A 26172-nucleotide genomic window follows, 5' to 3' on the forward strand; every position below is an offset into this window, starting at 1 on the left:
GGGCCAACCGCCGCACCATGGTCTGGGTTCGTAACCGCTTCTCCATACGTTGTGGGAGTCGTCAGGGCCGAAGATGGTTCAGGCGGGCAGGCTCGCGGGCCAGCGGCCGGTGGTCTTGGCGGCCTCGATCGCGGCGTGGCCCGCCGGGCGCATGCGCCCGGCGGCCGTGAGCGCCTCGGCCCTGGCGACGTTGATGCGGGACCAGGGGCTGCGGCGGGTGCGGGGCGAGTAGCGCTGCAGGTAGTAGTCGCCGTCGAACGCCCTGCGGTGGCTGTCGATCCAGCCGTGGCACAGCGCCTCGTCGAGGGCCTCGTCGAGGGTGACGCTGGTGGCGTCGCTGTTCTTCTTGGCGATCAGCAGCCAGACGTCGGGGGCCGTCTCGTGATGCTCGGCGAGCCAGGCCTTCCAGGCGGTGGCGTCGTCCAGGAGCAGGGCGTCGTCGGTCATCGTGGTCAGCCCTTCCGGCCCGCGAGGACGTCCATGTAGTGGTGGTTGATCATGATGCCGAGGATGTTGCCGAACGGGTCGCGCACCGAGGCGGTGACGAACCCGGGGCCGCGCTCGGTCGGCTTGTCGAACGGGGTGGCGCCCATCTCCAGCAGCCGTTCCCAGGTCGCCTCAAGGTCGTCGACGGCCCAGTAGACGATCGCGCCGCCGTCCTCGGTGCTCCAGCCCTCCGGAGCGAACCGGGCGTCGATGATGCCGAGCTCGTGCTGGTAGTCGCCGACGCGGAACTCCACGTAGACCGGGTCGCCCTGCTCGGGACGCTGGAAGTAGGCCCTCATGCCGAGGAGGTCGGCGTACCAGTCGCGGGCGGCGGCGACGTTCTGGGCGTAGAAGCTGATGGTGGTGAGTCCGCGGAGCATGTTCTCTGCGCCTTCCGGTCGGTGGCTTGTGAGAACCATGCTGCCAGCCAAAGTGCTCATCGAATGAGCACTTTTTCTGGCATCGTGGGAAACATGAGAGCGGATCGACTGGTGGCCGTCCTGCTGCTGATGCAGGCGCGCGGGCGGGTGACGGCGGCGGACATCGCCGCCGAGATGGAGGTCTCGGTCGCGACGGCCCGCCGTGACCTGGAGGCCCTGTCGGCCGCGGGCATCCCCGTCTACCCGCAGGCCGGGCGGGGCGGCGGCTGGGCCCTGCTCGGCGGCGCCCGCACCGACCTGTCCGGGCTCAAGGCCTCCGAGGCCAGGGCGCTGTTCCTGCTGCTCGGCCCGGCCGCCGCGATCGCGCCGGAGGCCAAGGCGGCGCTGCGCAAGCTCGTGCGCGCGCTGCCGTCGACGTTCCGGCAGGAGGCCGAGGCGGCGGCGGACGCGGTCGTGGTCGATCCGGCCCGCTGGGGCGAGCATCGCCGCACGCGTCCCGCGCTCGTCAATCTGCTGGAGGACGCGGTGGTCCGGCGCCGGGCGGTCCGGCTCACCTACTCGGGACGGGAGCGTGTCGTCGCCCCGTACGGCCTCGTCGACAAGGACGACACCTGGTACCTGATCGCCGGAACCCCCGACGGGCAGCGGACCTTCCGCGTCGACCGGGTCACCGACGCCGAGGTCACGGAGGAACCGGCCGACCGTCCGGCGAACTTCGACCTCGCGGCGGCCTGGGACGACGTCGTCACCGCGATGGAGGCACGGCGGGCGACGACCACCGCCACCGCCACCATCGAGGCCCGCTACCTGCGCGTCCTGCGCGACCGCTTCGGCCGCCACTGCGAGGTGCTCCCCGACGGGGGCCAGGGCGAGCGGGTCCGGGTCGCGCTCACGGCGCCGACCGCGCTGGACATCGCCCGCCAGCTCGCGGGCTGGGGCGACCTCGTCGTCGTGGAGGGCCCGCAGACCGTCCAGGACGAGCTGGCGAAGCTCGCCGCCCAGCTCACCACGTTGTACGCCCGCCAGGCCCGGTGACGTGGCCGGTTCAGGAGACGTACAACATCCAGTAGGGGGGCCTGGCGTAGATGCTGCTCGGACGGCAGGAAGCGGTCTTCCCGGCGGCGGTGTACGGGGCGGCCGCACGCGCGCACGCGTCCGACGTCGGGTAGACGCCGACCATGACCGGGGTGGTGGCGGCCTGCGCCGTGGCGGCCTGGGTGGCGGCGGGGAAGGCCAGGGCGGTGAGGACGAGACCGAGGCCGGCGGCCGTGCGGCGGAACGAGTTCGTGTTGATGACCATGGACAGAACGGTAGAAGTCATCCCGTTTCTGGTCGTCAAAGCGACCTTTGACGAGGTGTCCCCCTCTGGGGTGATTTTCCGCGATCGGCGCATCCGCCTACGGGGAGACCTCGGCCGCCGTCAGCGGCTGCGGACGAGGGCGAGCATCTCGTCCACCGACCCGGCCGGATCGCTGATCGGGAACTGCACCGCCCGGATGACCGCGTCGGGGTCGACCAGCAGGGTGAGGCGCTTGAAGCGGTCGACGCCGGCCGCGCGGAAGGTGGGCAGCAGCAGCCCGGCGGCGAGCCTGTCGTCCTGGTCGGACAGGAGGGGATAGGGCAACCGGGCATGCGTGACGAAGGCCGCCAACTGGTCGGGGCGCTGGGTGCTCACGCCCCGGATCGCGGCGCCCGCCGCCTCGAAGTCGGCGAACCGTGACGCGTAGGTGAGGGCTTCCAGGGTGCAGCCCTTCGTGCCCGGGATGTCGGCCCAGCCGGGCGGGTAGCCGTGGGCGTCGGGGGCGAAGGCGCCGGGGAAGAAGTAGAGCACGGTCCAGACGCCGCCCGGCGCGTTGGGCGCGACCGGCTCGCCGTCGTGGCGTTCCAGCACGACGTCCGGCAGCCTCCGGTCGACCAGGTCGTGCACGCGGCGGCTCTCGGCGGAGCCGTCCTCGCTGGTCGCGGTGAGGGCGCCGTCGCCCATCACGTGCCGGGTGCCCCAATCCTGCAGGGCGATCAGCGTGGGCAGCAGACCCTCGCCCTTCGCCGTCAGGACGTAGTCGTGGCGCGGCGGGCGGGTGGAGTAGGGCCGCCGTTCGAGCACGCCGTGTTCGACGAGCTTGGCCAGGCGTTCGGCCAGGGCCCGGCGGCTGACGCCGAGCTCGCGCTGCAGGCCGTCGAAGCGGGTGGTGCCGCCGGCGATGTCACGGACGACCAGGAAAGTCCACCAGTCGCCGATGACGCCGAGCGCCTGCGCGATGCCGCAGTCGGAGTCGTGGAGATCGGCGCGCTTCACGGGCTCCAGTATAGTGCGTTCCAGTTTGGAACTTACTCGGTGAGGAGCGCCAGGATGGGGATCGACAGCGGAGGTGGCGCGGCCGTCTTCTGGCGGTGGTGGACGGCCGGCACGACCAGCGCGGTCGGCTCGGCGGTCAGCGCGGTGGCGCTGCCGCTGACGGCCCTGACGGTGCTCGACGCCTCCGCGTTCGAGATGGGCCTGATCGCCGCCGCCGGGTACGTCGCCTGGATCGTGATCGGCCTGCCCGCCGGGGTGCTGGTGCAGCGGCTCCCCATGCGAACGGTGCAGGTCGCCGCCGACCTGGCCCGCGCGGCGGCGGTCGCCTCCGTCCCGCTGGCCTGGTGGCTGGACCGGCTGACGGTCGTCCAGCTCGTGATCGTGGCGCTGGTGACCAGCTTCGCGAACGTGCTCTTCGACGTCGCCAACTCGACCTTCCTGCCGTCGATCGTGAGCAAGGAGCAACTGCAGTCGCGCAACAGCCTGACGTCCGGCGCGCACGCCACCACGCAGCTCGGCGGGCCGTCGGTCGGGGGTCTCGTCGTCCAGGTGCTCGGTGCGGTGCCCACCCTCCTCGTGGACGCGGCCAGCTACCTCGTCTCGGCCCTGCTGCTGCGGACCCTGCCCGAACGCCGCCCCGAGACCGCCGACCGCCGGCCGCCGATGCGCGAGATGATCCGCGAAGGTTGGCGGTTCGTCGTCCGCCACCCGGTCATGGGCCCGTGCATGTGGGCCGCCACCGCGGTGAACACGGTCTGCGGGGCGCAGCACGCGCTCTACGCGCTCTACCTGGTCCGCGAGCTGCACGCCGAGCCCGGCCTCGTCGGCCTGCTGCTGGCGGTGGAGGGCGTCGGCACGCTGATCGGCGCGGCGTTGACGAGCCGGTTCACGTCCAGGTTCGGCACCGCCCGCACGCTGGTCGCCGCGGGCTTCGTGTCGGTGGCCGGGGCGCTCGTCATCCCTCTGGGCGGCGGCTGGCAGGGCTTCGCCGCGTTCGCCGCCGGCAACGTGGTGTTCGCCGCCGGGGTCGTGGTGCTCAGCGTGGTGACCCGGACGTACCGGCAGCTCGCCAGCCCGCCCGAGCTGCTGGCCCGGGTGATGGCCACGGTCCGCTTCGTCTCCTGGGGCGCGATCCCGGTGGGCGGGCTGGTCGCCGGAGTGGTCGCCGGGTTGCTCGGCGCCCGGGCCACCCTGTTGATCTTCGTCGTCGCGGCCGTCTGCGTGCCGCTGGTCCTGCTGGCGTCGCCGGTCCGGCGCCTGCGCGACCTCACCGACTTCGAGTGGAGCGAGGAGGCCGTCGGCTCGCGTGGTGTGCCGATCACATGATGATTCGCGGAAGTGGCGGTGACGTCATGGCGATCTTGCGGCGACAGGATCACACCATGAAGCGCATCCCCCTCTTTCTGTCCACCGTCGCGCTGTTGACGCTGGTCGCCACGCCGGCCCAGGCCGCCGCGCTCCGCCCGATCGTCGTGCAGCCCTACGCCGACCTCACCGAGGGCGTCACCGTCGCGCCGGACGGCACGATCTACGTCGGGCTGCTGACCAAGGGCGAGATCAGGAAGGTCGACAGCACGGGCACCGACAGCCTGCTGGCCGCCCTCCCCATCGGCGAAGGCAAGCTGAACGGCCTGGCCACCGACCGGCGCGGCAACGTCTACGCCGCGCTCAACTCCGGCCAGGCCGCCACCAACGGCATCTGGCGGATCACCTCGTACGGCGAGGCCGAGCTCTACGCCGCGCTGCCGATCGGCTTCGCCAACGGCCTCGCCTTCGGCCCGGACGACGCGCTCTACGTCACCGACACCTCGAACAGCGTGGTCTACCGCGTGGCCGACGGCAAGGCCGCGGTCTGGGCGAAGTCGTCCCTGCTCGTCGGCTCGGACGGCACCGGGGCGAACGGCATCGCCTGGCGTTCGGGCGCGTTCTACGTGGCCGTGTCCGACGAGGCGCAGATCGTCCGCATCCCGTACGGCAAGGGCGGCAAGGCCGGCGTGCCGACCGTGTACGTCAAGGACGCCAAGCTGGCCGGCGCCGACGGCCTGGCCTTCGACGTGCGTGGGCAGCTCTACGTGCCGAGCTACACGGGCAACACCCTCAGCATCGTCCGCACGGGCGGCGGCGTGGAGGTCCTGGCCGACAAGCTGGACAGCCCGGCCAGCCTGGCCTTCGACGGCAAGGCGCTCTACTTCGTCAACATCGGCGGCAACGGCGCGCCCAGCCTGATGAAGACCAAGGTCAAGCTTCCCGGCCAGCCGCTGCTGCGCGGCTGACCCCGTTCTCGCCGGCGCCGGCCGGCGGGCCGATCAGGTCGAGGAAGGCCGTGGCCGCCGCGGACGGGTGGGCGCCCCAGATCAGGTGCTCCACCCGGGCCGGGGCGTCGCCGAGCCGGACGAGGCCGAGGTTCGGGAAGCGGGGGGCGTAGGCGGCCGGGAGCAGGCCGACGCCGAGGCCGTGCCGGACGAGGTCGACCATGAAGTCGCCGGAGGTGACCTCGAAGGCGACCTCGCGGTGGACGCCGGCCGCCGCGAACGCCACGTCCGACTGGATGCGCCCGGCGTGACCGGCGCGGAAGTCGATGAACGGCTCGTCGGCCAGGCCGCGCAGGTCCGTCCGGCGACCGGCCAGCGGGTGGTCCGGCGCGACGATCGCGACCAGCTCGCCCCTGGCCAGCGGACGGCTCTGGACGGCCTTCGGCTCCGCGCGGGGCGGCAGGCCCAGGAAGGCGACGTCCGTCTCGCCGCGCCGGACACGTTCGATCAGGTCCTCGCTGCCGGCGGAGATGAGCGTGATGCGCACCCGCGGGTGCAGGCGGCGGAACTCCTTCAGCACGACCGGCAGGTCCACGGCGGTGACCGTGGGGATCGCGCCGACGGCGAGCCGGCCGCGGATCTCCCCGCTGGCCGCGGCCACCTCCGTCCGCGCCCGCTCGGCGGCCTCCAGGCAGGCGCGGGCCGCGGGCAGGAACGCCTCTCCGGCCGTCGTCAGCCGTACGCGGCGGCTGGTGCGCTCGAACAGCCGGGCGCCCAGCTCCCGTTCCAGGGCGGCGATCTGGTGGCTGAGCGCCGACTGCACGACCCGGCAACGCTCGGCGGCCCGGGTGAAGTTGCTGGTCTCCGCGACGGCGAGGACGTACCTCAGCTGTTGAAGCTCCATCCATCAATCGTGCCACGAGATAGATCCCGATCAAAACTATGTGTTGGACTCATCGATCGGTTGTCGGCAGGCTTGGCGCCATGACGCAAACTCTTACGACGCAGGCGACCCGCCCGGCCTTCAGGGCATGGGCCGGGGTCGCCGCGATCACCGCCAGCCTTTTCGTCTTTCTCACGACCGAGTTGATGCCGGTGGGCCTGCTGACCCCGCTCAGTGAGGATCTGGGCATCTCCGTGGGCGTCGCCGGGTTGATGGTGACGTTGCAGGGCGTGTCGGCCGGGCTGGGCGTGCCGTTCATCGTGGCCTGGTCGAGGCGGGTCAACCGGCGGGTGCTGCTGTCCGTCCTGCTGGTGGTGCTGGCCCTGGGGAACCTGGTGACGGGCCTCGCGCCGAACTACACGGTGATCCTGACGGCACGGCTCCTGCTGGGCTTCGCCAGCGGCGTGTTCTGGGCCATCGGCGTGAGCATGGCGATGCGGCTCGTCCCGGAACGGCAGGCCAACCGGGCCGCCGCGGTCGTGATGTCGGGCATCTCGATCGCCACCGTGGTCGGCATCCCGCTCGGCACCTTCCTGGAGAGCCTCACCGACTGGCGCACCACGTTCCTCATCTGGAGCGGGCTGAGCGCGCTGGTGTTCCTGACGGTCGCCGTCCTGATCCCGTCGCTGCCGTCGGCGAACGCGGTCTCCGTCCGCGAGGTGTTCGGGCTCCCGCTGCGGAACGTGCCGCTGCGCACGGTGCTGTTCACGGTGGTGCTGTTCGTGCTCGGCCACTTCGGGGCCTACACCTTCGTCCGGCCCTTCCTGGAGGCCGGCACAGGCGCGTCCCCGCTGCTCGTCATGGGGGTGCTGATGGTGTTCGGCGTCGCCGGCGCGATCGGCAACTTCATCGCCGGGCACACCGTGACCCGCAGCCTGCGGGGCAGCTTCGTCACCGGCGCCGCGGGGCTCGTGGTGGCCATGCTGCTGCTGCTCGCCTTCGGCGACGGCGCCACCGGGGCGATCGTGGCGCTGGTGGTCTGGGGGCTGTCGTTCGGGGTCGTGCAGCTCGCCCAGGTCAACATGACGCTCGCCGCCGCGCCGGAGACCTTCGAGGCCGCCATGTCGCTCAACACGATGGCCTACAACACCTCCATCGCGCTCGGCGCGCTCTTCGGCGGGCTGTTCGCCGACCACCTCGGGGTCACCAGCGTCGTCTGGTTCGGCGTGGCGCTGACGGCGGCGTCGCTGCTGCTCAACCTGGCCACCGGCCGGCGGACCTCGCGGTCCGCCCAGCCGGTCGCGTGAAGGACGGGGACGCCTGCCTCACGGCAGTCGCCGCGCGGCGGTCGCCTCCCACGTCCGCAGGTACGATTCCGCGCCGCTCGCCAGGTCACGGACGATGTCCTGACCGGCGAGCAGACGCATGTCCTCGATCCAGTCGGGGACCAGGCCGTAGTTGGCCACGCCGTCCACGTTGACGTCCCAGACCCGTTGCCCGGTGCGCAGCCGGTCGAGCCGCACGCTCCCGTCGTAGGACGCGAACGGGTAGGTCACCGGGTTCGCGGCGTTGCCCGCGCGCGGGGCGGGCAGCCGGCCCATGCCGTTGACGTCCAGGCCGTAGCCGTAGCCGGGCACGTTGTACTGCTGCCGCAGCGGCGCCGTACGCCGCCACTCCGCGACGAAGTCCTGGGAGTTGTGGCCGTACTGGGTGATCATGCCGCCGAGTGCGTAGATGCGGGCGAAGAAGTTCGGGTCGGCCCAGCTGTGCGAGGAGATCACGCCCGGGTAGCGGGCCGCCTCCAGCAGGCCGAGCGTCTGGGCCGCGGCCTTGACGCTCATGTGGTCGATCTCCACCAGCATGCCGCGCCGGATCAGCCCCTGCACCATGTACGTCCCGAGCGAGGTCAGCCCCCGGGTGTTGCAGTGCGGCGCCGGCGGATACAGCGGCAGCGAGACGCCCGGCGGCAGCAGCCGCGCGATCTGGTCGGGCAGCACGCCGGCCGGGTCGATGGTGTTGTCGTGCTCGGGCCCCGTGCAGGTGCGGGCCTGCCAGAACGAGCCGGTGGCCAGCAGGTTGCCGACGTTGACGATCGCGCCCTGGGTGCCGGAGTCGAAGCGCACGCCGCACAGCGCGTTGTCGTACTTGTGGCAGACGAACATGCTGCGCACGCCGAGCGCGTACATCTCGTCCAGGCCCCGGTCGATCTGGGCCTTCGTGCACTGGGGGATGCCGAAGATCTGCCGGCAGCCGAACGGCTCCGACGTCTCGATCCCGAGGACGACGGCCAGCTTGCCGGCCGCGGCCACGGTCCTGGCCTCGGCGGGGTCGTTCACGATGCGGAACCAGCCCCGTCCGGGGCCGCCCGACTCGGCGTCGATGTGGTCCTGCAGCTCGCGGGCCCGCAGGGCCTGGAGGCGGATGGAGGACATCTCGTCGCAGGAGTACTTCTTCAGCGGGTAGATCGCGCACAGCTGCCGGTTGGCCACCAGGTCGTTGACCAGCACCCGGAGCCCGCCCCGCCAGGCGCGCTCGACCCAGGTGTAGTACGCCTGCTGGTGGGTCAGCGAGTCGTTGGCCGGCCAGTCGCGGAAGGTGGGATAGCCCACCGGGTCGTGGGTGCCGGTGGGCTTGCCGGTCCTGGTGAAGTTCTCGTACCAGGCCAGCTCGCCGTTCGGGTAGTGGTCGGAGCAGTCGGTCAGCGCCTGCTCGATGCCGTCGGGGTCGAACGGCTCGCCGCACATGAGCTTGCCGCCGAACGCCTCGTACGAGAACAGGTGGCTGTGGCCGTCCACGAAGCCGCTTACAGCGGCGGCGGCGTGCGCGGCGGCGGTGGGGACGGACGGCGCGACCAGCGCGCCGGTCAGGAGAAGGACGGCTGCGGCCGCCCGGCGGGTGAGACGGTGGAACACGGGACCACCTCCCAGGCTGCGGTACCGGGGTCGCCGCAAGCATCCACCGCCGGAGGGGCCTCGGCAAGACCGAACATGAGCTGATCTCATCTAAATTCGCGACCGAAATGCCAGGCGGCCAGGTGGCGGAGGCAGGCGGTGATCCGCGGCGCGGCCCGGCGGCGGTCGTCGTCCCATGAGTTTTCCGCATGGGAGCCGTTGAACCCTGTCCGCGGGGACCGGCGTACACCCTGACGACGGGAACCGAGCCAGAGGACGGCGATGGACAGTCAGGGATGGGGTGGCGGGCTGGCCCTCCGGCCGCGCGACTATCTGGGGATGGGTGAGCCGCTGGCCGACGTGGTCGCGGCGGCGGGGCTGTACGAGGGCGAGGAGCTGCACCGGCTCGCCCTCGGCACGGCCGCGACCATGGCCAGGCTGCATCTGACCGGGATCGCGGGGCTGCGGCTCGGGCCGCACAACGTGCTGGTCGGACCGCTCGGCGAGGCGTCGTTCGCGCCCGGCCCGAGGAGCAGCGAGCTGCCGCCGGCCGACGTGCGCGAGTGGGCCGACGTGATCGTCTTCGCCGCCGCCGGGCACATGGAGGGCGGAACCGGCCTCGACCGGTTGCCGCCCGTCCTGCGCGCCCTGGTCGACCAGTGCCGTGACCCGGACCCGGCCGCCCGGCCGGCGGCGATGGAGCTGGTGCGCGTGCTGCTCGGGCATTCGGCCTCCGCCCGGCACGCCTCGGTGCGCGAGCTGCTGCGCGAGGCCGAGGCGTGGGCCGGTCCGTACGAGCCGGCGCGTCCGGAGGCCCGGCCGCGAGCGGCGGGCCGGCACGGCCGCGTGCCATCAACCGAATGATCATCTTTTACTGCCGAATCGGCAAACCTGGTGATTTATGCAAATCCCGTATCTTGTTCCTCGCCCGTGACTAGGGCAATAATTCAATATCAGTAGTTGTCTGGGCGACATTTCATGATGTACGCAGCGCGAGGAGTCGCCGCGTGAATCATCGTGTGACCGACGAAGCCATGGTCCGGGCCCTGTACCGCGAATACGGGTCCCCATTGATGGCCTTCGCCGTCCGGCTGACGGGCGGCGACCGGCGCTGGGCGGAGGACGTCGTCCAGGAGACGCTGGTGCGCGCCTGGCGCAACCTCGGGGACCTGCGGACCGACAACGGCTCGTTGATGCCCTGGCTGGCCACCGTGGCCCGCCGGGTCGTGATCGACGACCGGCGCCGGGCCGGCACGCGTCCCCTCGACACCGTGGAGGAGGTCCCCGAACGCGCGAACGCCGTGGCCGCCGAGGACGACCGCCTGCTGCGCGAGATCGTGGTGACCGACGCCATGCTCTCGCTCTCGCCGGCGCACCGCCAGGTGCTCACGGAGACCTTCCTGCGTGATCGCACGTTGCAGGAGGCCGCGGAGACGATCGGCGTGCCCGTGGGCACGGTGAAGTCCCGCGTGTACTACGCGATGCGGGCGTTACGCATCGCATTGGAGGAAAGGGGCGTGGGGCTCCCATGAACGAGGTGCACCACGAGGACGTCGCGGCGTACGCGCTGGGCCTCCTGGACGACGACGAGCGCAACGCCTTCGAGCGCCACCTGCACGGCTGCCCGAGCTGCGCCGGCGAGGTCGGCGCGTTCGCGGCCATGGGGGAGCTGATGCGCGGCGTCGACCCCGACGACCTGCGCGCCGAGCCGGACGAGTCCCCGGTCGAGTCCCTGATCGTCCGCCGGGCCGCCGTGGAACGCCGCCGCCGGACCCTCCACCGGGGGATCATGTCGGCCGCCGCGTGCTTCCTCGTCGCGACCGGCGTCTTCCTGGCCGTCAACGCGGCGGCCTCGGGCCCCGACCCCGACAGCGTGCACAGCCCCGCCCGCGCGCTGCTCATGACCGGCCGCACCTACCCGGTCAGCGACCCCGCGACCGGCGTGTCCGGCGTCGTCGGCGTCGAGGACAAGGGCTGGGGCACCCACGTGGCGCTGGAGCTCAAGGGCGTCAAGGGGCCGCTGAAGTGCCGCCTGGTGGCCTTCGGCGACGACGGCCGCTCGGAGACCGTGGCGAGCTGGGGCGTGCCCGACAAGGGGTACGGCGTCGCCGGCGCCCCCGACGCCCTGCTGCTGCACGGCGGCACCAGCCTGACCCAGGACGACCTGAACCACTTCACCATCGAGACCCTGGACGGCCGGATCCTCGCGACCGTCCAGGTGTGACCGCCTACCATCGAGCGATGCGCATCGACCTGCACAGCCACAGCACCGCCTCCGACGGCACGCAGCCGCCGGCCGACGTGGTGCGCCGCGCCCGCGAGCGTGGCCTCGATGTGCTCGCGCTGACCGACCACGACACCGTCGCCGGGCACCGCGCGGCCGTCGAGGCACTGCCCGAGGGCCTGACGCTGGTGCCGGGCATGGAGCTGTCGTGCCGGCGGGCCGGGCAGAGCATCCACCTGCTCGCCTACCTCTTCGACCCCGCCGACCCCGAGCTGCTGGCCGAGTGCGAGCTCATCCGGCAGGCCCGCGAGGAACGCGGCAGGCTGACCGTCGAGCGCCTGGTCGAGCTGGGCGTGCCGATCACCTGGGAGCAGGTGTCCACGCTGGCCGGCGGCAGCCCGGTCGGACGGCCGCACATCGCCCGCGCCATGGTCGCCGCCGGGGCCGTGGCCGCGCCCGAGGAGGCGTTCACGGCCGAGTGGATCGGCACGGGCGGCCGCGCGCACGTCACCCGCTACGCCCTCGACCCGGTACGCGCGGTCCGCCTGGTGCGCGCCGCCGGCGGGGTGCCCGTGCTGGCCCACCCGAAGGCGGTCAGGCGCGGCGAGGCCGTGCCCGACGAGTGGATCGCCGAGCTGGCCGAGACCGGGCTCTTCGGCGTGGAGGCCGACCACCTCGACCACGACGACGAGGCCCGCGCCCACCTGCGCCGCCTCGCCGCCGGGCTCGGGCTGGAGGTCACCGGGTCGAGCGACGACCACGGCGAGCTGACCGGCCACCGGCTGGGCTGCGAGACGACCGCCCAGGAGGTCTACGAACGCCTGGTCGGCCAGGCGAAGGGCGCCGTGCCCGTCACGGCGCGGTGAAGGGGGCCGTGCCCGTCACGGCGCGGTGAAGTAGGTGGTGAACCAGTCGCGGGCGTGCTCGGCGACGCTCTCCAGCGCGCCGGGCTCCTCGAACAGGTGGGTCGCGCCGGGCACGACCGTCAGGCGGGTGTCGGCGCGCAGGTGCCGCTGAGCCTCCTCGTTCAGGTCCACCACGATCGGGTCCCGGCCGCCGACGATGAGCAGCGTGGGGGCGCGTACCGCGGCCAGCCGCCCGCCGGCCAGGTCAGGCCGTCCGCCGCGCGAGACGATCGCCGCGATCGCGTTGTCCGGTTCGGCCGCCGCCCACAGCGCCGCCGCCGCGCCCGTGCTCGCGCCGAAGTAGCCGATCGGCAGCCCCGCCGCCTCCTCCTGCCCGCGCAGCTCCTCGGTACGCCGCAGCAGCCGCCCGGCCAGCAGCGCGATGTCGAACACGTTCGCCCGGTCGGCCTCCTCCTCCGGCGTGAGCAGGTCGAACAGCAACGTCCCGAGGCCGGCTCTGTTCAGCACCTCGGCCACGTACCGGTTGCGCGGGCTGAGCCGGCTGCTGCCGCTGCCGTGCGCGAACACCACCACCCCCCGGGCGGCGTCAGGGACGACCAGGTCGCCGGTCATGCTTCACCTCCGACGGCGCGCTGCCCCGCTGCGCCACAACCTTGCCGCTACCCAGGCACGGCGACCTCTATCCACCGCCGGAATGGGCATTGACCTGGGAGTATGAGCAAAGAGCCGGGGCGCGAGCAGCAGAGCGCCGGCGCGCCGCTCGGGCGGATCGTCTCGGGCGCGGCGGCCGGGCTGGCACGTCTGCGCGCCCAGGGGTTCCGCGAGTGGCTGGTGGCCGAGCGGGAGGCGTTCGCCCAGACGGTCAAGGTGACGCTGGCCTGCGTGTTCGGGTGGTGGCTCGCCACGTTCGCGCTGAAGGTGCCGCTGCCCGTGCTGGTGCCGATCGGGGTGCTGCTCACGGTCTCGGCGACCGCCTACAGCACGGTCGTACGCGGGCTCCAGCAGGTCGGGGCGGTCGTGGTCGGGGTGGCGGCGGCGACGGGGCTGATCTGGCTGATGGGCGTCAACGCGCTGACGCTGGGCGTGCTGGTCGCGGCCGGGCTCGTGCTGACCCGCCTGCTCAACCTGCCGGCCCAGAACGTCCAGATCCCGATCACCGCCCTGCTGGTGCTCTCCCTCGGCCGCCTGTACGGCTTCGCGCGCCTGGCCGACGTCCTGCTCGGCGCGGCCATCGGCATCGCGGCGAACCTGCTCATCCTGCCGCCGCGCTTCGTCGAGCACGCGGCCAGGGAGTTGTGCGACATGTCGGCCGAGCTGGCCGACCTGACCCAGGACATGGCCGACGGGCTGAGCGGTCACTGGACCGAGGACATGGCCCGCGACTGGCTGGACCGCTCTCGCGAGCTGTCCCAGCGCCTGGAGAACACCAAGGACACCGCCGACCAGGCGGCCGAGTCCCTGCGCCTGACCTTCCGCCGCAGGCGCCGCTACGACCGCCGTCTGCGCCAGTCGGCCGAGGCGGCGACCTGCCTCGACCACGCCGGTCACCAGCTCAGGAGCATCGCCCGCGGGCTGGTGGACCTGATCGCCGGCGCCCGCGGCCTGCCCGGTGAGAAGGCCGCCGACCTGCCCGAACCCCTCGCCGACGAGCTGCGCGCGCTGTCGCGCATCTTCCGGAACTTCGGGCTGATCCAGGTGGGCAAGGCCGCGTCCAGGGACATGGCGGACCTGTGTGCGGCCCTGCGCGAGGGCGAGCAGCAGCAGCGCCACCTGACCGCCGAGCTGGCCGACTCCCGCCCCAAGGGCCCCCTCTGGCCCCTGTACGGCGCCCTGCTCGACGACTGCGCCAGAATCCGCCACGAGTTCGACCCCGACACCGGCCCCCACCGATCCGCCTTCCCCTGACCCCCAAGGGCCCGCGAACCGTGTCATGATCCCCTGGTGATCGACGCGGAGACCGGCTGGTACTTCATGCACGCCTCGATCAAGGGCGTGGTCCTGACCGACGAAGGCGTCCTGCTCTGCAGGAACCCCAGGAACGCCTGGGAGCTCCCCGGCGGCTGGCCCGACCGGGCCGACGACACCCTCGCCGAGGTCGTCCGCCGCGAGGTCCTGGAGGAGAGCGGCCTCGACGTCGAGGTCGGCGCGGTCGTCGGCGCGGAGATCTTCCACATCGCGGGCGGCAAGGTCCTGGTCGTCGCCCTGCTCGCCACCCCCGCCGGGCCGGTCGAGCCGCGTGTCAGCGAGGAGCACAGCGACCTGCGCTTCTTCCCCGTGGACCGGCTGCCCGACGACCTCGAAGCCGGTTACGCGCCGCTGATCGGGGCGGCCGTCAGGGCGTGGCGCGCGGACGGCGGGACGCCACCGCGCAGGTGACGGCCCGCCGCGCCCCCCGCTCAGGCCAGGAGCAGCGCGGTGACGAACTGGAGCAGGTGCCAGGCCACGTACGCGGCCAGCGAGCAGAACGCCCACTCCTTGCTCCTGCCCACCCGAGCCACCCAGACCAGCACCTCCACCGGTTCGGACCGCGGCTTGACCGCCCGCACCGCGAAGTACGCCGCCATCAGCCAGGCCGCCCCCGACGCGGTGATCAGCCCGACCGAGAGGGCGAGCAGCACCCCCGGCCCCGGCGGCGGGTCACCGGGGGAGAGCTGGCGGGTCCAGGCGGCCAGCATCCCGGCCAGCAGGCCGAGCGTCACCCGCCGGTCCCTGCGCGCCTGTCGCTTGAGTGACTGCAGGTCTCGACGCACATGGTTCTTGAGCATCCGGATCACCTCCGTGTCGTCGCTGGTGGCACCAGCTAACGAGAAGGTCCGGAGCAGATCTGCGACCTCACTTCCGAGATTTCCCGACTTTTAGCGGTGTTTCAGGAGAGCTCCCGCAGCTCCAGCGCCGCCCGCCGGCTCTCGAAGACGTCCCCCACCTCCTCCAGCGTGCGCACAGCCTCGGCCAGGTGGGCCACCGCCGCCGCGCGGTCCCCGAGCCTGGCGGTGATCAGGCCGAGCGCCCGCAGCGCGCAGCCCAGGTCGCGCCGCGTCCCGCACTCCAGGTGCACGTCCCTGGCCTGCTCGGCGTGGGCCAGCGCCTCCTCGGCCCGGTCCAGTTCGAGCAGCACCATGGCCAGCGTCGTCAGCGCCGACGCCCACCGGTCCCTGGTGCCTCTCTCCTTCTGCAGCTCGACGGTCTCCCTGGCGTACTTCAGGGCCGCCGCGGGCTCGCCACCCGTGTGCAGCGCCTGCGCGACCGACAGCAGCGCGCTGGCCCTGTCGTCGCCCGTCTCCTCCCGGAGCGCCAGCGAGGCCCGTGCCGCCCACAGCGCCTGCTCGTGCCACCCCAGCGACAGGTACGTGTACGCCAGCGTCTCCTGGACGTCCGCCTCCGCCCGCCGGTTGCCCAGCCCCTGCACCAGGTCCAGCGCCTCCAGCGCGTACACGAAGGCCACCTGGGGGAGGCCCTGGCGGCGTCGTACCCGGGCCAGCCGGTTGAGCATGCGGGCCTCGACGGGCTCGTCGCGGATCACCCGGCTGATGCCGAGCGCCTGGTTCAGGTAGTCGTCGGCGCGCAGGTAGTCCGACAGCCGCCAGTGCACCAGCCCGATGTCGCCCAGCGTCTCGGCCTTGCCCTGCTCGTGGTGGAGCTCGACCTGCACCGCGAGCGCCTGCTCGTAGCAGGCCAGCGCCTCGTCGTAGCGCGAGCCGTTGCGCGCGATCCGGCCCAGGGCGCCCAGGGCGCGCCCGCACCCGTGCTGGTCGCCGGTGGCCGTGTACCCGGCCAGGGCGCGTTCGGCGTCGCGCCGGGCGTCCTGCTGCAGCCGGAGCCGGTCGTAGATCTCGGCCAGGCAGAGCAGCGTCTCGGACTCGGCGTGCTCGTCGCCCAGCTCGTGGCAGATCGACAGCGCCTCCAGGCCCTCCGACAGCGCCGCGTCCGGCTCGCCCAGGCTCTGCCGAACCCGGGCCGAGACGATCAGGCTCTGCGCGGTGCCCCTGCGGTCGCCCAGCTCCACCCGTACGCGCAGCGCCTGGCCGGCGTACCGGAGGGCCAGGTCGTGCCGTTCCTGCGACAGGTGCAGCAGGGCGAGCGTGTGCAGGCACTCGGCCACGCCGGCCAGGTCGCCGATCTCCCGGTACGCCTCCAGCGCCTCGCCCGCGCGGCGCAGGGCCTCGTCCCTGTTGCCCGCGATGCCGTGCACCTCGGCCAGGTCGTTGAGCGCGCGGGCCAGCCCCTCGCGGTCGCCGAGCGAGGTGAAGTCGGCCAGTGCCTCGCCGATGAACCTGGCCGCCAGCGTGGAGGGCCCGATGTCGCGGTGGATCGAGCCGAGGTGGCTGCGCATGAGCGCGACGGCCCGCCGGTTGCCCACCTGGATGGCCGAGGTCAGCCCGGCCTGCTGGACCTCCAGGTTGTTCTCGTAGTACCGCAGCCTCCTGAACGGCTCGAACACGGCCTCGGCCAGCTGCCAGGCCATCCCGTACGCGCCGCTCTCCTCGGCCAGCCGCACCGCCGAGACCAGCGAACGCCGTTCGGCCTCGAACCACTCGCGCGGCGTTTCCGGATCGGTCGCGACCGCCAGGTAGTGGTCGAGCAGCCGCACCCTGGCCTCGCGCACCCCGGCCTCGGCGTGCCGGCCCAGCTCCCTGGCCTGCCACTTGACCAGGTCGTGCACCCGGTACCGCGACCCGGGCAGCGGCTCGACCAGGTACGCCCGGTGCAGCCCCTCCACCGCCGCCACCGCCTCGCCCACCGGCACGCCCAGCGCCGCCGCCAGCACCTCCGGCGCGAAGTCCCGCCCGGGAAGCAGCCCGACGTGCCGGAAGGCCCGCCGCTGCGCGTGGCTCAGCGACTCGTACGCCAGGTCCAGGGCCGACCTGAACGCCTCCTCCGGGTCCCCGGCCAGCGGCCGGTCCGGCGTACGCAGCTCCGCCGCCCGCGACCGCACGCTCAGCCCCGGATCCTCGGCCAGCTTGGCCGCCGAGATCCGCAACGCGTACGGATGGTACGAGCACACCCGGGCCAGCTCGGCCAGCGCGTCCCGGTCGGCGGCCCGCGGCGAGCCCGCGCCGAGCACCGACACCAGCAGCGCCACCGCGTTGCCCGGGTCGAGCACCGACAGGTCCATGAGGTCGGCGTGCCCGGTGGCCCGCAGCGGCGCCATCCGCGTCCGGCTCGTCACCAGCACCACGCAGTCCTTGCCGCCCGGCAGCAGCGCCCGCACCTGGGCCGGGTCGGCCGCGTTGTCCAGGATGAGCAGCAGCCTGCGCCCGGCGATCCTGCTGCGGTACAGCAGCATCAGCTCGGCCTCGTCGGCGGCCGGCATGTGCTCGCCCACGCCCAGCGAGCGCAGGATCTGCCCGAGCGCCTCGGCCGAGCTCATCGGCGGCTGGGTCGGCGACTGGCCGCGCAGGTCGATCATGATCTGCCCGTCGGGGAACCGGTCGGCGTGCAGGTGGCCCCAGTGCGTCACCAGCGCGGTCTTGCCCACGCCGGTCAGGCCCTGCACGACCATGGTGTTCGTCCGGCGTGGCCGGTCCAGCCAGGCGGTGAGCAGGTCGAGGCTCTGCTGCCGTCCGGTGAAGTCGGACACGTCGGAGGGAAGCTGGCGCGGCTTGGGCAGCTCGCCGACCGGCAGCGGCCCGGCCTGCGCGCCCGGCCGCGTGAGGAACGGCGTCACCCGGCCGCGCCACGGCTCCGCCAGGTGCTCCCAGGCCCCCGCGGCCTCGCGCAGCGCCACCGGGTCGGCGATCCGCAGCCTCCGGTACGCCGGCCGCACCAGCCAGCCGCGCCTGACCCATTGCGCGAGCTGCCGCTGCACGACGTCCGGCGCGCTGCCCACGAGGTCGGCCAGCGTCTCCATGGACAGCGGCGGCGCCGCGGCGGAGGCCAGCCCGTACCGCTCCTCCAGGTGCAGCAGCCACACCGCCAGCCGGGCCGCGACCGGCGCGCGGGCCAGCGCCTCGTGCCTGCGGGCCGCCAGGTTCCTGGCGAACAGCTCCTGGACGAGCGCCGTCGCCACGGCCGGGCCCGCCGAGGCGTGCTCGCGTAACCGCCGCAGGTCGATCGGCCAGGCCCGGACCTCGGTCAGGGCGTCCACCTTGACGCGTTCCCCCGGGCTCCAGAAGGCCAGCTCGCCCACGAGGTCGCCGGGGCCGCGCAGGTCGTGCACGACCTCCCGGTCACCGCCGGGCACGTGCTCGCGGGCATATCCGTGGTCGATCAGGTGGACGCGGCTGACCGGCCGGACCGGCGAGCAGATCAGCTCGCCGCGGCGGAAGAGGCGGGGGCTCGCGCCCTCGTCCACGAGTGACCTGAACAGACCCACGCCGCCACCACCAATCTGGGGACGGCGGTGTCCTCGACCTGACAGGTTGGAAACAGTCCCAACGACAAAGTGTCACATCGGGCGAACACGGGTCAACGGATCACACGTGCGCGGAATCGCTCCGGTCGGGCACGAACCGGTAGCCGACGTTGCGCACGGTCCCGATCAGCGACTCGTTCTCGGTGCCGAGCTTGGCGCGCAGCCGCCGGACGTGCACGTCGACCGTCCTGGTGCCGCCGAAGTAGTCGTAGCCCCAGACCTCCTGCAGCAGCTGGGCGCGGGTGAAGACCCGGCCGGGATGCTGGGCGAGGTACTTCAGCAGCTCGAACTCCTTGAACGTCAGGTCGAGCACGTTCCCGCGCAGCCGCGCGGTGTAGGTGGCCTCGTCGATCGACAGGTCGCCGCTGCGGATCTCGTCGGGGACGTCCTCGGCGGACACCTGCGACCTGCGCCCGGTCGCCATCCGCAGCCGCGCCTCCACCTCGGCGGGCCCCGCCGATTCGAGCAGCACGTCGTCGACCCCCCACTCGGCGGTCATGGCGGCCAGACCCCCTTCGGTCACCACCACCAGCAACGGGCAGTCGATGCCCGTGGTGCGGATCAACCGGCACAGACTCTTCGCCTGGACGAGCTCCTTGCGCGCGTCGACCACGACGGCGTCGGCGGGCGGCGTGTCGATGAGCGCCGACACCTCGGCCGGCGAGACTCGGACGGAGTGGAGCAGCAACCCGAGCGCCGGCAGCACCTCGGAGGACGGCTCGAGGGCATTGGTCAGCAGCAGCAGGTTGCTCATTACAGCCTCCTCAAACACGCAAGGACCCGGGGGCGACGTCGCCCAGGTCCTGTACGCGAGGATATCCCACGGCCTGGTCGCGTCCATTGCGCGTCCACCAGGTGAACAGCGGATCCTTTGAAACACGCGTGTTAAGAACGGCGCACAATAGAGCCGAGTCGATTGTGAGGCAGCGCATGGCCACTGGAAAAGTACGTTATTGGGCGGCGGCCAAGGAGGCCGCCGGAGTCGCGGAAGAGTCGTTCGACGCGACAACTCTTGAAGAACTGATGACGAAAATCACAGAAAACCGGGCCGAGCTCGCCCGGGTGGTCGGCCGCTCGTCCTTCCTCGTCGACGGCGCTCCCGTGGGCAGGCGCGCCCACGACACGGTCGTGCTCGGCGAGGGCGTCACGGTCGAGGTGCTGCCGCCCTTCGCCGGCGGGTGATCCGCGGCTCCGGCGGGGAAGGAGAACCGCCGGATCGATAGGCTCGAACCCCCGCCGACGACAGGGAGCCCCATGCGCAAGCTGATCATGTTTCTGCTCGTGCTGGCCGTCCTCCTCGTCGTCGTCGACCGCGTCGCCGTGGCCGGTGTGGAGCGCGACCTCGCCAACCGCATCGCCGCCGCCTCCGACCTCGGTGACACCCCGAAGGTGAGCATCGAGGGCATCCCGTTTCTCACTCAGGCCGTCTCGGGGCACTATCCCGAGGTACGGTTCGATCTCGGCACCCTCACCTACGGAGGCGTGCCGGTGCAGAACCTGCGCGGCGCCGCCTACGACGTGACCGCCCCCCTGTCCGACGTGCTGCAGAACCGAGCCGACGTCCGGGCCGGGCGCGTCACCGTGAGCGGCACGCTCACCCGGGCCACGATCGACAAGTACGCGCCCCGGGGCATCAAGATCAGCGGCAACGGGAGGCGGCTCGTGGCGTCGGGAGAGGTGACGGTGGGGGCGCAGAAGATGCGGTTCAACGCGGAGATGCGGGTCGACGTGGCCGACGGCGGCATCCGGCTCCAGGCGGAGAAGATCCAGGGCCTGCCCGACCAGCTCGCCCACTTCGTGACCTACACGATCCCGTTCAAGGGCGGGCTGCCCTTCGACGTGAAGGTCACCGGGGTCAAGAGCGTGGCCGACGGATTGGAGTTCTCGGCCGAAGCGTCTGACGTGCCCATCCGTGGATGAGCCTGAACCGCTGCGGCCCCCCGTACGTGATGAGGGCGTGAGCGCAGCAGGCACCGCGGACGAGGAGCTCGTACGCACCCTCTTCGACGAGCACGCCGGGCCACTCTACGGGTACGTGCTGCGACTCACGGGTGATTCCGGACGTGCGGAGGACGTGGTGCAGGAGACGCTGCTGCGGGCCTGGCGGCACCCCGACGCCCTCTCCGGCCGTCCCATCCGGGCGTGGTTGTTCACGGTGGCGCGTAACCTCGTGGTCGACCAGCACCGCGCCAGGAAGGCGAGGCCGCAGGAGACCGGCGACGAGGCGCTCGCGGTCCTGCCGGCCGACGACGAGCTGGAACGGGCGGTCGAGTCGTGGGCCGTGGCCGAGGCGCTGGCCGCGCTGCGGCCCGAGCACCGCGAGGTGCTGCTGGAGGTCTACTACCGGGGGCGATCGGTGAAGGAGGCGTCGGCGACGCTGGGCATTCCGCCGGGCACGGTCAAGTCGCGCACCTACTACGCGCTGCGCGCGCTCAAGCTGGCACTTGAGGAGCGGGGGCTGGCGCCGTGATGACCTGTGAAGAAGTGCGCATCGCGATGGGCGCGCACGCCTTGGGCGCGCTCGAACCCGACGAGGCGCTGGAGATCGACAACCACCTGGCCACCTGCGAGACCTGCGGCGCCGAGCTGCTCGAACTCGAAGGCGTCGCCGCCTTCCTCGGCAAGGTGTCCGAGCGCGACGTCGAGCTGGTGGCCAGCCCGCCGCGCCAGGTGCTCGACCGGCTGCTCAACGCCCGCGCCCGGCGGTACCGGCGCGGGCGGCTCGTGCTGGCCGTGGCCGCCTCCGTCGCGGTGATCGCCGTCGGCGGCACGGTCTGGACCGTCACCCGCCAGGACACCGCGCAGCAGTCGGCCGCCGCGCCCGCGGCCGCCCCCGGGTCCTCGGCGGCCGACGACTCGCTGAAGACCGAGTCCTACGTCGCCAGTGACGCCGCCCCCGACACCCGGCTCAAGAAGGCCGTCCCGTCACCGAGCACGATGCCCACGAAAACGGGGAGAACCGCCGACGGCCGGGCGTTCAAGGGCGAGAACCCGGCCAAGGACTACTACGCCACGGTCTACGCCCTGCCCGGCGGCGCGACCACCGAGCTGCTGGTGACCGTGCGGAACGTGCCGGTCGGCACCGAGTGCAGCCTGGCCGTCTACGACGACGGAGGGCGGCGCGAGATCGCCGGGAGCTGGACCGTCAGCCGCGAGAGCTATCGCAAAGAGACCGTCTTCCAGATGGAGACGCCGGTCCTCATGCGGAACATCACCCGCTTCGAGGTCGTCGACCAGGCAGGACGCGTCCTGGTCGAGGTCGCCGGCCCGGCGCGGAAGTAATCGCGGGCCGTCATGGTTGCAGCCTGAGGTGACGGGCCTGTGGATCGCGCTGGCGACGCTGGCGCTCGGTACGGTGATCGGGGTGGTACGTCTGCGCCGCGACGGACGGGTGCGCGCGGCGGCCGGAGAACGGCTGACCGCGGACATGCTGGGCGCCGCCATGGGCGAGCGGGCCACGCTGGTGCAGTTCTCGACCGCGTTCTGCCAGCCCTGCCGGGCGACCAGGCGGGTGCTGGCCGACGTGAGCGCGCTCGTGCCCGGGGTGGCGCACGTCGAGATCGACGCCGAGTCCCGGCTCGACCTGGTGCGCCGGCTCGACATCATGCGCACGCCCACAGTGCTTGTGCTGGATCCGTCAGGGAACGTCGTCAAGAAGGCGTCCGGCCTGCCGCGGAAGGCCGACGTGCTGGCCGCGCTGGGGGCCGCGATCCCCTCCGGGGAGTCATCGCCGTCTCACGAACTGTCTCAGAACTCGGACGAGATGTGACAGATGGCGAGACGACGAGTAGTGTCGACGCCATGAACCCGTCGACAGAGCTGCTCACGAAGCGGCGCGCAGTTGATTTCTGCCGCGTCGCCACCGCGCTCTGTCGCGCTGCCTGAGGACGGTCACCGCGGACATCTGGTCCGCCCCATCGCCCCCTTCAGGAGCATCCTGTGATGCGTGCTGATCCCAGAGCCCTGCGCTTCGCCGCGGCCATCACCACCCTGGTCCTCGCTCTCGTCCTCGTGACGGGCAGCGCGTGGCTGCTTGCCGCCCAGGCGGTGGTCTTCGCACTCGGAGTCGCGCGGCTCTCGCCGTACACGATGCTCTTCAAGGCGCTCGTCAAAAGCGCCCCGAAGGAGACGGAGGACGCTCGCCCGCCGCGGTTCGCGCAGGGGGTCGGGCTGCTCTTCGCGGTCGTGGGGCTGGCCGGGTTCGCCGCCGGGATCACATCGCTGGCCCTCGGGGCCACGGCCGCGGCTCTCCTCGCCGCCTTCCTCAACGCAGCCTTCGGATTCTGCCTCGGCTGCGAAACGTACCTGCTCACCCGCCGTCTACTGCCCGCCGCCAACATGGAGGTTTCCGAATGAGCCGCTCCGCCGCCCTGGTGGACGCCGACTGGGTCGAGGCCAACCTCGACACCCCTGGCGTCGTACTCGTCGAGGTCGACGAAGACGTCAGCGCCTATGACAAGGGCCACATCCGTGGCGCCGTGAAGGTCGACTGGCGGCAGGACCTGCAGGACCCGGTCCGCCGCGACTTCGTGGACAAGACCGGTTTCGAGGCCCTGCTGTCGGACCGCGGCATTTCCAACGATGACACCGTCGTGCTCTACGGCGGCAACAACAACTGGTTCGCGTCCTACGCCTACTGGTACTTCAAGCTCTACGGCCACCAGGACGTCAAGCTGCTCGACGGCGGGCGCAAGAAGTGGGAGCTCGACTCCCGCGAGCTGGTCCGCGACGTGCCCGAGCGCGCCAAGACCCAGTACGTCGCCCAGGAGCAGGACTCCGCGATCCGCGCCTTCCGCGACGACGTGGTCTCCGCGATCGGCAAGCTCAACCTGGTCGACGTGCGCTCGCCCGACGAGTTCACCGGCAAGCTGCTCGCCCCGGCCCACCTCCCGCAGGAGCAGGCCCAGCGCGGCGGCCACGTGCCCACGGCCCGCAACATCCCGTGGTCCAAGGCCGCCAACGACGACGGCACCTTCAAGTCCGACGACGCGCTGCGCGCCCTCTACGGCGAGGCCGGCGTCGACTTCGGCAAGGACACCATCGCCTACTGCCGCATCGGCGAGCGTTCGGCGCACACCTGGTTCGTGCTGCACGAGCTCCTCGACCAGGCCAACGTGAAGAACTACGACGGTTCGTGGACCGAGTACGGCTCGCTCGTGGGCGTGCCGATCGAGCTGGGAGAGGCCCGCTGATGACCACTGCACAGGGTTGCGGAGCGCCGGAGCAGACCATCGCGCTGCCGGCCGGGATCGATCTGTCCAACCAGGCCGTCATCCAGGGCGTGGTGACGGGCGCCACCACCGCCTACGCGCGGCTGCTCGACCACTCCGGCGAGTTCACCGGTGAGGTCGTCGTCTCCGACGACGGCGTCTTCCGCTTCTTCGCCGCGCCCGGCGACTGGACCGTCCGCATCATCGCGGGCGGCGGCGTCACCCGGGACGTTCAGGTGGAGGCCAGGCTGGGTGAGGTCTCCCAGCTCGCGGTCGCCGTCTGAGCCCGACAGCGTCAAGGCGGGGCCCGTGTCCACATCGGACACGGGCCCCGTCCCCGTTCCGGGCGGACGCAACCGAAACCGGCGCGGCGGTGTTGGAGAGATTGTGAGTGGAACCGACTGCCTCGACCCGGTGCGCAAGGCGCTCCTCGACGACCTCGACGAGGGCTTCGCCGAGCTGTACGCCGCCCACCGCGGCCTGGTCTTCTCGACCGCGCTGCGGCTGAGCGGGCGCTGGGCCGACGCCGAGGATCTCACCGCCGAGGCGTTCCTGCGGGCGTACCGGGCGCTGGCGGGTTACGGGCCCGACCGCGTGGCCGCGTTGCAACCGCGGGCCTGGCTGATGACGATCCTCATGAACATCTGGCGCAACTGCGCCAGGGCCAAATCCCGCAAACCGCCGCCCGACCTGCGTGACGAACCCGTGGACGAGCCCGACCCCGCCCAGAACGTCGAGGAGGCGGCGGTCCGCAAGGAGACCGGCGACGAGCTGTCGGAGCTGCTCGGCCTGCTGCCCGACGAGCAGCGGGCCGCGGTGGTGCTCCGGCACGTCGTCGACCTGCCGGTCAGCGAGATCGCCACCGTGCTCAGGATTCCGCAGGGCACGGTCAAGTCACACGTGTCGCGAGGGCTGCGGCGGCTCCGTGAACTGGGAGGTGCCCGATGAACAACGATTCGCTACTGGCCGGGCTGGCCGGGCTGGCCACCGACGCGCCCGACGGGCTGCTCGACCGGATCGCCGCCCGCTGGGTGAGCGTGCCCGCGCCGATCGGCGAGCTGCGCGTGGCCTTCACCGACCAGGGCGTGGCGTACGTGCACGCCGGCGACGACTTCGCCGCCTCCTTCAGGAAACGCTTCGGCCGGCCGCTGCTGGCCGCCGAACGGCCGCCCGCCGGGCTGCTGCCCGCGCTGCGCACCGGCCGCCTGGGCAAGCTGCCGCTGGACCTGCGCGGCGTCAGCGGCTTCCAGCGCGACGTGCTCGACGCGGTCAGGACGATCCCGAGGGGCGAGGTCAGGCCGTACGCGTGGGTGGCCGCGCAGATCGGGCGGCCGCGGGCCGTACGGGCGGTGGGGACGGCGCTCGGCGCCAACCCGGTGCCGCTGCTCGTGCCCTGCCACCGGGTCGTCAGGTCCGACGGCGTGACCGGCGACTACGTGTTCGGCCCGGCGGCCAAGGAACGGCTGCTGCTGGCCGAGGGCGTCGATCTCGACCGGGTGCGCTCGCTGGCCGGGGAGCGGGTGTTCTACCTGGCCAGCGACACCACCGGCGTGGTGTGCTTCCCGACCTGTCACAACGCCCGCCGGATCACCCCCGCCCACCGCCACGGCTTCCGCAGCCTGGCCCAGGCCAGGGCGGCCGGCTACCGGCCGTGCCGCACCTGCCGGCCCGCTCAGGTGGAAGGCTTGGCCGGGTAACGCATCAGAAGGGTCGCGCGCACGACGTCGGGGCCGTGCGCGCGGTAGCCGTGGGGGACGTCGGCCAGCCAGGAGATGTGGTCGCCGGGCCCGGCCGTGAGCGGTTCGTGGATCGGGCCGGCGCTGAGCGTGCCGCTGAAGACCGTGACGTGCTCGCTGACGCCCTTGTGGTGGGCGGGGGAGGTCTGGGTGATGCCCGGCGGCACGCGGACGCGGTAGAGCTCGTAGGTGACGCTGTCGTCCTCGAAGACCTCCAGCAGGTCGGCCTCGATGGCGGCGCCGCGCATGGTCCGCGGTTCGGGCGGGGAGTCGAGTATCGCTCCGATGGGCACGCCGAGCTGCGCGGTGATCGCCCAGAGCGTCTCCAGCGTGGGGTTGCGGGTGCCGGTCTCGACGCCGGACAGCGTGGCCTTGCCGATGCCTGCCCGTTTGGCGAGCTCGGACAGCGAGACTCCGCGCGCCTGTCGCAGCCGTCGCAGCCGATCACCGACGACGGCGGGGTCCTGGTCGAACGCGGGCAGCGGGTCCATGACGCCATCGTGCCGCACGGTTCGTCCGATGTGGACCGCCGATCCTTCGGCTCCCGGATTTGTCACTGCTCGGAAATGGTCCGCGAACACGCTGGTCACCGGGTG

General features: G+C 72.3%; 31 protein-coding genes. 20 read left to right on the forward strand and 11 right to left on the reverse strand.

All coding sequences use genetic code 11. From position 1 onward, the window contains the following. Positions 1–78 precede the first annotated feature (78 nt). Entirely contained in the window at positions 79–447 is a 369-nt protein-coding gene (locus ABZ815_RS38675; protein WP_357706176.1) for a hypothetical protein, read from the reverse strand. Between the two features lie 5 nt (positions 448–452). Further along, the gene (locus ABZ815_RS38680) at positions 453–866 is read right to left on the reverse strand and encodes a VOC family protein (RefSeq protein ID WP_357706177.1); all 414 of its coding nucleotides are present in this window, start codon (positions 864–866) and stop codon (positions 453–455) included. A gap of 93 nt (positions 867–959) precedes the next feature. On the opposite strand from ABZ815_RS38680, the gene ABZ815_RS38685 reads away from it, so the two are divergent. Next, positions 960–1901, forward strand: coding sequence for a WYL domain-containing protein (locus tag ABZ815_RS38685; protein WP_357706178.1), 942 nt, complete (start codon positions 960–962; stop codon positions 1899–1901). Between the two features lie 10 nt (positions 1902–1911). Here the strand turns inward: ABZ815_RS38685 and ABZ815_RS38690 are convergent, their stop codons facing one another. Both ABZ815_RS38690 and ABZ815_RS38695 read right to left on the reverse strand, forming a co-directional pair. Next, positions 1912–2166 carry a hypothetical protein gene (locus tag ABZ815_RS38690; RefSeq protein WP_357706179.1) on the reverse strand — a complete coding sequence of 85 codons (255 nt, stop codon included), beginning with the start codon at positions 2164–2166 and terminating at the stop codon, positions 1912–1914. A 120-nt stretch (positions 2167–2286) separates the two neighbouring features. After that, positions 2287–3162, reverse strand: coding sequence for a winged helix-turn-helix transcriptional regulator (locus tag ABZ815_RS38695; RefSeq protein ID WP_357706180.1), 876 nt, complete (start codon positions 3160–3162; stop codon positions 2287–2289). Positions 3163–3216: 54 nt separating this feature from the next. Between ABZ815_RS38695 and ABZ815_RS38700 the strand changes: the two genes are divergently transcribed. Both ABZ815_RS38700 and ABZ815_RS38705 read left to right on the forward strand, forming a co-directional pair. Continuing rightward, complete coding sequence (locus ABZ815_RS38700) at positions 3217–4488, forward strand: MFS transporter (protein WP_357706181.1); 1272 nt, start codon at positions 3217–3219, stop codon at positions 4486–4488. 56 nt (positions 4489–4544) lie between these two features. After that, positions 4545–5435, forward strand: coding sequence for a hypothetical protein (locus ABZ815_RS38705; RefSeq protein ID WP_357706182.1), 891 nt, complete (start codon positions 4545–4547; stop codon positions 5433–5435). Here the strand turns inward: ABZ815_RS38705 and ABZ815_RS38710 are convergent. Beyond that, positions 5401–6318, reverse strand: coding sequence for a LysR family transcriptional regulator (locus tag ABZ815_RS38710; RefSeq protein WP_357706183.1), 918 nt, complete (start codon positions 6316–6318; stop codon positions 5401–5403). The two genes, ABZ815_RS38705 and ABZ815_RS38710, sit on opposite strands and share 35 nt — an antisense overlap. An 80-nt stretch (positions 6319–6398) precedes the next feature. On the opposite strand from ABZ815_RS38710, the gene ABZ815_RS38715 reads away from it, so the two are divergent. Next, the gene (locus tag ABZ815_RS38715; protein WP_357706184.1) at positions 6399–7604 is read left to right on the forward strand and encodes an MFS transporter; all 1206 of its coding nucleotides are present in this window, start codon (positions 6399–6401) and stop codon (positions 7602–7604) included. Positions 7605–7622: 18 nt separating this feature from the next. Here ABZ815_RS38715 and ABZ815_RS38720 read toward each other — a convergent pair whose 3' ends face one another. After that, on the reverse strand, positions 7623–9209 hold the full coding sequence (locus ABZ815_RS38720) for a Coagulation factor 5/8 type domain-containing protein (protein ID WP_357706185.1): 1587 nt from the start codon (positions 9207–9209) through the stop codon (positions 7623–7625). A gap of 261 nt (positions 9210–9470) precedes the next feature. On the opposite strand from ABZ815_RS38720, the gene ABZ815_RS38725 reads away from it, so the two are divergent. The 4 genes from ABZ815_RS38725 to ABZ815_RS38740 all read left to right on the forward strand — a co-directional run bounded on the left by ABZ815_RS38725 (position 9471) and on the right by ABZ815_RS38740 (position 12278). Then, positions 9471–10052: a hypothetical protein gene (locus ABZ815_RS38725; RefSeq protein WP_357706186.1), complete on the forward strand. Its 582-nt coding sequence runs from the start codon at positions 9471–9473 to the stop codon at positions 10050–10052. 143 nt (positions 10053–10195) lie between these two features. Then, positions 10196–10720, forward strand: coding sequence for a sigma-70 family RNA polymerase sigma factor (locus ABZ815_RS38730; RefSeq protein WP_357706187.1), 525 nt, complete (start codon positions 10196–10198; stop codon positions 10718–10720). After that, a complete protein-coding gene (locus ABZ815_RS38735) occupies positions 10717–11412 on the forward strand; it encodes a zf-HC2 domain-containing protein (protein WP_357706188.1) in 696 nt (231 codons plus the stop codon). The genes ABZ815_RS38730 and ABZ815_RS38735 overlap by 4 nt, the downstream gene beginning before the upstream one ends. A 17-nt stretch (positions 11413–11429) precedes the next feature. Further along, entirely contained in the window at positions 11430–12278 is an 849-nt protein-coding gene (locus ABZ815_RS38740; protein ID WP_357706189.1) for a PHP domain-containing protein, read from the forward strand. A gap of 15 nt (positions 12279–12293) precedes the next feature. On the opposite strand, the gene ABZ815_RS38745 is transcribed toward ABZ815_RS38740, so the two are convergent. Then, positions 12294–12890, reverse strand: a complete 597-nt coding sequence (locus ABZ815_RS38745) for a dienelactone hydrolase family protein (protein ID WP_357706190.1) — start codon at positions 12888–12890, stop codon at positions 12294–12296. A 102-nt stretch (positions 12891–12992) separates the two neighbouring features. Here ABZ815_RS38745 and ABZ815_RS38750 point away from each other — a divergent pair, with 102 nt between their 5' ends. Together ABZ815_RS38750 and ABZ815_RS38755 are read left to right on the forward strand one after the other, a co-directional pair. Further along, on the forward strand, positions 12993–14183 hold the full coding sequence (locus tag ABZ815_RS38750; RefSeq protein ID WP_357706191.1) for an aromatic acid exporter family protein: 1191 nt from the start codon (positions 12993–12995) through the stop codon (positions 14181–14183). Positions 14184–14219: 36 nt separating this feature from the next. Further along, a complete protein-coding gene (locus ABZ815_RS38755; RefSeq protein ID WP_357706192.1) occupies positions 14220–14654 on the forward strand; it encodes an NUDIX hydrolase in 435 nt (144 codons plus the stop codon). Positions 14655–14674: 20 nt separating this feature from the next. Here the strand turns inward: ABZ815_RS38755 and ABZ815_RS38760 are convergent, their stop codons facing one another. The 3 genes from ABZ815_RS38760 to ABZ815_RS38770 form a co-directional block, all read right to left on the reverse strand. Next, positions 14675–15043, reverse strand: coding sequence for a hypothetical protein (locus tag ABZ815_RS38760; protein WP_357706193.1), 369 nt, complete (start codon positions 15041–15043; stop codon positions 14675–14677). Positions 15044–15144: 101 nt separating this feature from the next. Further along, positions 15145–18591: a tetratricopeptide repeat protein gene (locus ABZ815_RS38765; protein ID WP_357706194.1), complete on the reverse strand. Its 3447-nt coding sequence runs from the start codon at positions 18589–18591 to the stop codon at positions 15145–15147. Positions 18592–18691: 100 nt separating this feature from the next. Then, positions 18692–19384, reverse strand: a complete 693-nt coding sequence (locus ABZ815_RS38770) for a response regulator transcription factor (RefSeq protein ID WP_357706195.1) — start codon at positions 19382–19384, stop codon at positions 18692–18694. A gap of 176 nt (positions 19385–19560) precedes the next feature. Between ABZ815_RS38770 and ABZ815_RS38775 the strand changes: the two genes are divergently transcribed. The 10 genes from ABZ815_RS38775 (at position 19561) to ABZ815_RS38820 (ending at position 25537) form a co-directional block, all read left to right on the forward strand. Further along, positions 19561–19812, forward strand: a complete 252-nt coding sequence (locus tag ABZ815_RS38775) for a MoaD/ThiS family protein (protein WP_357706196.1) — start codon at positions 19561–19563, stop codon at positions 19810–19812. Between the two features lie 72 nt (positions 19813–19884). Next, on the forward strand, positions 19885–20550 hold the full coding sequence (locus tag ABZ815_RS38780; protein WP_357706197.1) for a DUF2993 domain-containing protein: 666 nt from the start codon (positions 19885–19887) through the stop codon (positions 20548–20550). Between the two features lie 37 nt (positions 20551–20587). Continuing rightward, a complete protein-coding gene (locus ABZ815_RS38785) occupies positions 20588–21100 on the forward strand; it encodes a sigma-70 family RNA polymerase sigma factor (protein WP_357706198.1) in 513 nt (170 codons plus the stop codon). After that, complete coding sequence (locus ABZ815_RS38790) at positions 21100–21912, forward strand: zf-HC2 domain-containing protein (protein ID WP_357706199.1); 813 nt, start codon at positions 21100–21102, stop codon at positions 21910–21912. Before ABZ815_RS38785 ends, ABZ815_RS38790 begins: the two co-directional genes overlap by 1 nt. Before the next feature lie 28 nt (positions 21913–21940). Continuing rightward, positions 21941–22399, forward strand: coding sequence for a thioredoxin family protein (locus ABZ815_RS38795; protein ID WP_357706200.1), 459 nt, complete (start codon positions 21941–21943; stop codon positions 22397–22399). Between the two features lie 173 nt (positions 22400–22572). Beyond that, the gene (locus ABZ815_RS38800; RefSeq protein WP_357706201.1) at positions 22573–22986 is read left to right on the forward strand and encodes a DUF4395 domain-containing protein; all 414 of its coding nucleotides are present in this window, start codon (positions 22573–22575) and stop codon (positions 22984–22986) included. After that, complete coding sequence (locus ABZ815_RS38805; protein ID WP_357706202.1) at positions 22983–23822, forward strand: sulfurtransferase; 840 nt, start codon at positions 22983–22985, stop codon at positions 23820–23822. Before ABZ815_RS38800 ends, ABZ815_RS38805 begins: the two co-directional genes overlap by 4 nt. Then, a complete protein-coding gene (locus ABZ815_RS38810; RefSeq protein WP_357706203.1) occupies positions 23822–24124 on the forward strand; it encodes a DUF1416 domain-containing protein in 303 nt (100 codons plus the stop codon). Before ABZ815_RS38805 ends, ABZ815_RS38810 begins: the two co-directional genes overlap by 1 nt. Positions 24125–24227: 103 nt before the next feature. Beyond that, on the forward strand, positions 24228–24788 hold the full coding sequence (locus ABZ815_RS38815) for a sigma-70 family RNA polymerase sigma factor (protein WP_357706204.1): 561 nt from the start codon (positions 24228–24230) through the stop codon (positions 24786–24788). Then, positions 24785–25537: a methylated-DNA--[protein]-cysteine S-methyltransferase gene (locus tag ABZ815_RS38820; RefSeq protein ID WP_357706205.1), complete on the forward strand. Its 753-nt coding sequence runs from the start codon at positions 24785–24787 to the stop codon at positions 25535–25537. The genes ABZ815_RS38815 and ABZ815_RS38820 overlap by 4 nt, the downstream gene beginning before the upstream one ends. On the opposite strand, the gene ABZ815_RS38825 is transcribed toward ABZ815_RS38820, so the two are convergent. Further along, on the reverse strand, positions 25513–26067 hold the full coding sequence (locus ABZ815_RS38825) for an XRE family transcriptional regulator (RefSeq protein WP_357706206.1): 555 nt from the start codon (positions 26065–26067) through the stop codon (positions 25513–25515). The genes ABZ815_RS38820 and ABZ815_RS38825 overlap by 25 nt on opposite strands. Positions 26068–26172: the final 105 nt, after the last annotated feature.

The organism is Nonomuraea sp. NPDC047529, assembly GCF_040642995.1.
Classification (GTDB): Bacteria; Actinomycetota; Actinomycetes; order Streptosporangiales; family Streptosporangiaceae; genus Nonomuraea.

Coding starts and splice junctions, on each gene's coding strand:
- ABZ815_RS38675 (WP_357706176.1), bottom strand. CDS start 447: ATGACCGACGACGCCCTGCTCCTGGACGACGCCACCGCCTGGAAGGCC.
- ABZ815_RS38680 (WP_357706177.1), bottom strand. CDS start 866: ATGCTCCGCGGACTCACCACCATCAGCTTCTACGCCCAGAACGTCGCC.
- ABZ815_RS38685 (WP_357706178.1), top strand. CDS start 960: ATGAGAGCGGATCGACTGGTGGCCGTCCTGCTGCTGATGCAGGCGCGC.
- ABZ815_RS38690 (WP_357706179.1), bottom strand. CDS start 2,166: ATGGTCATCAACACGAACTCGTTCCGCCGCACGGCCGCCGGCCTCGGT.
- ABZ815_RS38700 (WP_357706181.1), top strand. CDS start 3,217: ATGGGGATCGACAGCGGAGGTGGCGCGGCCGTCTTCTGGCGGTGGTGG.
- ABZ815_RS38705 (WP_357706182.1), top strand. CDS start 4,545: ATGAAGCGCATCCCCCTCTTTCTGTCCACCGTCGCGCTGTTGACGCTG.
- ABZ815_RS38710 (WP_357706183.1), bottom strand. CDS start 6,318: ATGGAGCTTCAACAGCTGAGGTACGTCCTCGCCGTCGCGGAGACCAGC.
- ABZ815_RS38715 (WP_357706184.1), top strand. CDS start 6,399: ATGACGCAAACTCTTACGACGCAGGCGACCCGCCCGGCCTTCAGGGCA.
- ABZ815_RS38725 (WP_357706186.1), top strand. CDS start 9,471: ATGGACAGTCAGGGATGGGGTGGCGGGCTGGCCCTCCGGCCGCGCGAC.
- ABZ815_RS38735 (WP_357706188.1), top strand. CDS start 10,717: ATGAACGAGGTGCACCACGAGGACGTCGCGGCGTACGCGCTGGGCCTC.
- ABZ815_RS38740 (WP_357706189.1), top strand. CDS start 11,430: ATGCGCATCGACCTGCACAGCCACAGCACCGCCTCCGACGGCACGCAG.
- ABZ815_RS38745 (WP_357706190.1), bottom strand. CDS start 12,890: ATGACCGGCGACCTGGTCGTCCCTGACGCCGCCCGGGGGGTGGTGGTG.
- ABZ815_RS38750 (WP_357706191.1), top strand. CDS start 12,993: ATGAGCAAAGAGCCGGGGCGCGAGCAGCAGAGCGCCGGCGCGCCGCTC.
- ABZ815_RS38760 (WP_357706193.1), bottom strand. CDS start 15,043: ATGCTCAAGAACCATGTGCGTCGAGACCTGCAGTCACTCAAGCGACAG.
- ABZ815_RS38770 (WP_357706195.1), bottom strand. CDS start 19,384: ATGAGCAACCTGCTGCTGCTGACCAATGCCCTCGAGCCGTCCTCCGAG.
- ABZ815_RS38775 (WP_357706196.1), top strand. CDS start 19,561: ATGGCCACTGGAAAAGTACGTTATTGGGCGGCGGCCAAGGAGGCCGCC.
- ABZ815_RS38780 (WP_357706197.1), top strand. CDS start 19,885: ATGCGCAAGCTGATCATGTTTCTGCTCGTGCTGGCCGTCCTCCTCGTC.
- ABZ815_RS38790 (WP_357706199.1), top strand. CDS start 21,100: ATGACCTGTGAAGAAGTGCGCATCGCGATGGGCGCGCACGCCTTGGGC.
- ABZ815_RS38800 (WP_357706201.1), top strand. CDS start 22,573: ATGCGTGCTGATCCCAGAGCCCTGCGCTTCGCCGCGGCCATCACCACC.
- ABZ815_RS38805 (WP_357706202.1), top strand. CDS start 22,983: ATGAGCCGCTCCGCCGCCCTGGTGGACGCCGACTGGGTCGAGGCCAAC.
- ABZ815_RS38810 (WP_357706203.1), top strand. CDS start 23,822: ATGACCACTGCACAGGGTTGCGGAGCGCCGGAGCAGACCATCGCGCTG.
- ABZ815_RS38820 (WP_357706205.1), top strand. CDS start 24,785: ATGAACAACGATTCGCTACTGGCCGGGCTGGCCGGGCTGGCCACCGAC.
- ABZ815_RS38825 (WP_357706206.1), bottom strand. CDS start 26,067: ATGGACCCGCTGCCCGCGTTCGACCAGGACCCCGCCGTCGTCGGTGAT.